The following is a 3,594-nucleotide window of genomic DNA, read 5'->3' as shown; positions in this document are numbered from 1 at the left end:
TTTCAGGTATTGAGGGAGTATCAAAAGAAGCAGCCAAGTCTGCTGCTAAGAGCAATCAAAATCCCCTTCAGCGGGTTATGGCCACTCTGGCGGAAATTTTCACCCCGATCATTCCAGCTTTGATTGTCGGAGGGTTAATCCTTGGCTTCCGAAATGTCCTTGAGGGCGTGCATTGGTCTATGTTGGATGGGAAAACAATCACAGAGGTATCCAAATTCTGGTCTGGAATTAACCATTTCTTGTGGCTTCCGGGAGAAGCAATTTTCCAATTCCTGCCGGTAGGAATCACTTGGTCTGTTTCTCGTAAAATGGGAACTAGCCAAATTCTTGGGATTGTCTTGGGAATCTGTTTGGTGTCACCACAATTGCTCAATGCTTATTCAGTAGCATCGACACCAGCAGCTGAAATCGCTAAGGACTGGGTTTGGGATTTCGGTTTCTTCACTGTCAATCGTGTTGGTTACCAAGCTCAGGTTATTCCGGCCCTTTTAGCAGGTTTATCTCTATCTTATCTGGAAATCTTTTGGCGTAAACATATTCCAGAAGTAGTATCTATGATTTTTGTGCCATTCTTATCATTGATTCCTGCTCTGATTCTGGCTCATACTGTCTTGGGTCCTATCGGTTGGACAATCGGTCAGGGGCTTTCAACAGTTGTACTTGCAGGTTTAACTGGTCCAGTTAAATGGCTCTTTGGCGCAGTATTTGGTGCCCTTTATGCTCCATTTGTTATCACAGGTCTTCACCATATGACCAATGCCATTGATACTCAGTTGGTAGCTGATGCCGGTGGTACTGGTCTTTGGCCAATGATTGCTCTATCTAATATTGCTCAAGGTTCAGCTGTATTTGCTTATTACCTTATGAAACGCCATGATGAGCGGGAAGCGCAAATTTCCCTGCCTGCAACCATTTCAGCTTACCTTGGTGTTACTGAGCCTGCTCTCTTCGGGGTCAATGTCAAGTACGTTTATCCATTTGTTGCGGGAATGATTGGTTCGTCTATTGCGGGTCTGCTTTCTGTAACCTTTAATATAACAGCAAATGCCATTGGTATTGGTGGTTTACCAGGTATCCTTTCTATCCAGGCAAAATATATGATTCCATTTGCAGGAGTTATGCTTGTAGCAATCCTTGTACCAATGTTCCTGACTTTCTTTTTCCACAAGACAGGCTTCTTGACGAAGACAGAGGAAGATCCAGAATTGCAGGCAGAGTTTGCAGCTCAGGAAGAGGCTGAATTTGCCGGGCCATCCAAAGCCGAGTCATCTCCAGAGGTGAAAGCAGCTGATTCATCAGCTCCTGTAACGATTACTAGTCCGCTGGCAGGAGAAGTCAAAGAATTGAGTCAGGCAACAGATCCTGTCTTTGCACAAGGTTTAATGGGGCGTGGAGTTGTCATTGTTCCTAGCCAAGGGGAGTTGGTTTCACCAGTCAATGGTAGAGTAACAGTCTTCTTCCCAACCAAGCATGCCATCGGTATCCTGTCAGATGAAGGTGTTGAAATCCTGATGCATATCGGAATGGATACTGTTAATCTGGAAGGCAAAGGCTTTGAGGGCTATGTGTCTCAAGGAGATAAGGTCAAGGCAGGTGACAAGCTCATTTCCTTTGATATAGACATGATCAAGAAAGCGGGCTATGTAACGGAAACACCAGTCATCATTACAAACTCAGACAGTTATCAAGTGGAGGAACTTGAACAACTTCCTCGGGAAGTTGAGCGAGGTAGTCAGTTGATGAACGCTAAGCCGCTTTAAAAAAATGAAATGACTATAGAAAGGGACGGTGCTTTAAAACCTGTCCCTTTTCTCAAAAAAGGAGAAAATATGACGCTTGATAAAACAAAGGTTGTCTACCAAATTTATCCAAAATCTTTTAAAGACACGACTGGCAATGGTTTGGGAGATTTTCGCGGGATTATTGAAAAGCTTCCTTATCTGAAAGAGCTGGGAGTGGACATGATCTGGCTCAATCCTTTCTATCCGAGTCCGCAACGGGACAACGGTTACGATATTTCTGATTACACTGCGGTAGACCCTGTCTTTGGGGATATGGCAGATTTTGAAGAGATGGTAAAGGTTGGCCAGCAGCATGGTATTGACTTTATGCTAGACATGGTTCTTAACCATTGCTCGATTGAGCATGAGTGGTTCCAAAAGGCGCTGGCTGGGGATTCCTACTATCAGGACTTCTTTATCCTGCGGGATGAGCCAACGGACTGGCTGTCCAAGTTTGGTGGCAGTGCTTGGGAGCCATTTGGCGATACGGGCAAATATTATCTGCATCTTTATGATGTGACTCAAGCTGATCTTAACTGGCGCAACCCCAATGTTCGTCAAGAGCTCTTTAAAGTGGTGAATTTTTGGCGAGGCAAAGGAGTCAAGGGCTTCCGCTTTGATGTCATCAACGTCATTGGAAAAGATGAAGTGCTGACGGACTGTCCAGAGCAGGAGGGCAAGCCAGCCTATACTGATAAGCCAATCGTGCATGACTATCTGCGTATGATGAACGAAGCAACCTTTGGTCAGGACGATTCCGTTATGACGGTTGGCGAAATGAGTGCTACGACGATTGACAATTGCATTCTTTACACGGCACCAGACCGGCAGGAGCTATCTATGGCCTTTAATTTCCATCATCTCAAGGTGGACTATGAAGCTGGACAGAAGTGGACGCTTAAGGCCTTTGACTTTGAAGAGTTAAAACGCCTCTTCCATACTTGGGGCAAGGAAATGAGCGATCACGACGGTTGGTCAGCACTTTTTTGGAACAATCATGATCAGCCGCGAGCTCTCAACCGCTTTGTTGATGTAGAAAATTTCCGCAATGAAGGGGCGACCATGCTGGCAGCTAGTATTCACCTGTCGCGCGGGACGCCTTATATCTACATGGGTGAGGAGATTGGCATGGTGGACCCTGACTATGACTCCATGGAAGATTATGTGGATGTCGAGTCCATCAATGCTTACCAGAGTCTGCTTGCTGAAGGTCAATCGCCAGAAGCAGCCTTCAGGATCATCAAGACTAAATCTCGTGATAATTCTCGGACGCCTATGCAGTGGGATGATTCAGCCAATGCAGGTTTTACAACAGGAACTCCATGGCTGAAGGCGGGCAAATCCTATCCTCTCATCAATGTGGAAAATGAAATCAAGGGACCAATCTTTACTTTTTATCAGAAATTGATTGCCCTGCGTAAGGAACTACCTATCATCGCAGAGGGCAGCTATCAGCCAGCCTATGAGGACAGTCCTCAGGTCTATGCCTTTGAGCGGGAGTGGCAAGGACAAAAGCTTTTAGTCCTTAACAACTTCTATGCTGACCCGATTACGGTGGACATCCTGCCGGATTATCAAAATGGCCAGGTTCTCCTATCCAACTATGGCAAGACTCAGGTTGACCATGTGATGACCTTGCAGCCATATGAAACCTTGGCAATTTTAGTAGGTGAAAACTAAAGTCTAGAAAGAATCTGGAAAAAATTCCAGATTCTTTTTTATTTGTTGGGCCAGCCTAGACAAGTATTTTTCTGAAGAGAGAGAAACTAATACAGAATTTTGAGAAAGCCTTTGCAAAATTTGATTCTTTTCT

General features: G+C 45.1%; 2 protein-coding genes. Both read left to right on the top strand.

What is annotated here, in order from left to right; translation table 11 throughout:
• Nucleotides 1–1,760, top strand: a 1,760-nt coding sequence (gene treP, locus QZ169_RS11485) for a PTS system trehalose-specific EIIBC component (RefSeq protein ID WP_295507159.1), incomplete at its 5' end; no start/stop codon positions are given.
• A 69-nt stretch (nucleotides 1,761–1,829) separates the two neighbouring features.
• Nucleotides 1,830–3,461 carry an alpha,alpha-phosphotrehalase gene (treC, locus tag QZ169_RS11480; protein WP_295507157.1) on the top strand — a complete coding sequence of 544 codons (1,632 nt, stop codon included), beginning with the start codon at nucleotides 1,830–1,832 and terminating at the stop codon, nucleotides 3,459–3,461.
• Nucleotides 3,462–3,594 lie beyond the last annotated feature (133 nt).

Origin of the sequence: uncultured Streptococcus sp. (assembly GCF_905372115.1) — a bacterium.
In the GTDB taxonomy this organism is placed as follows: Bacteria; Bacillota; Bacilli; order Lactobacillales; family Streptococcaceae; genus Streptococcus.
The sequence above is the reverse complement of the archived record's forward strand: the minus strand, read 5'-3'. Positions and strand labels throughout refer to the sequence as shown.

Bases quoted from the DNA above. Each gene is read 5' to 3' on its own strand.
- treC (WP_295507157.1), top strand. From the start codon at position 1,830: ATGACGCTTGATAAAACAAAGGTTGTCTACCAAATTTATCCAAAATCT.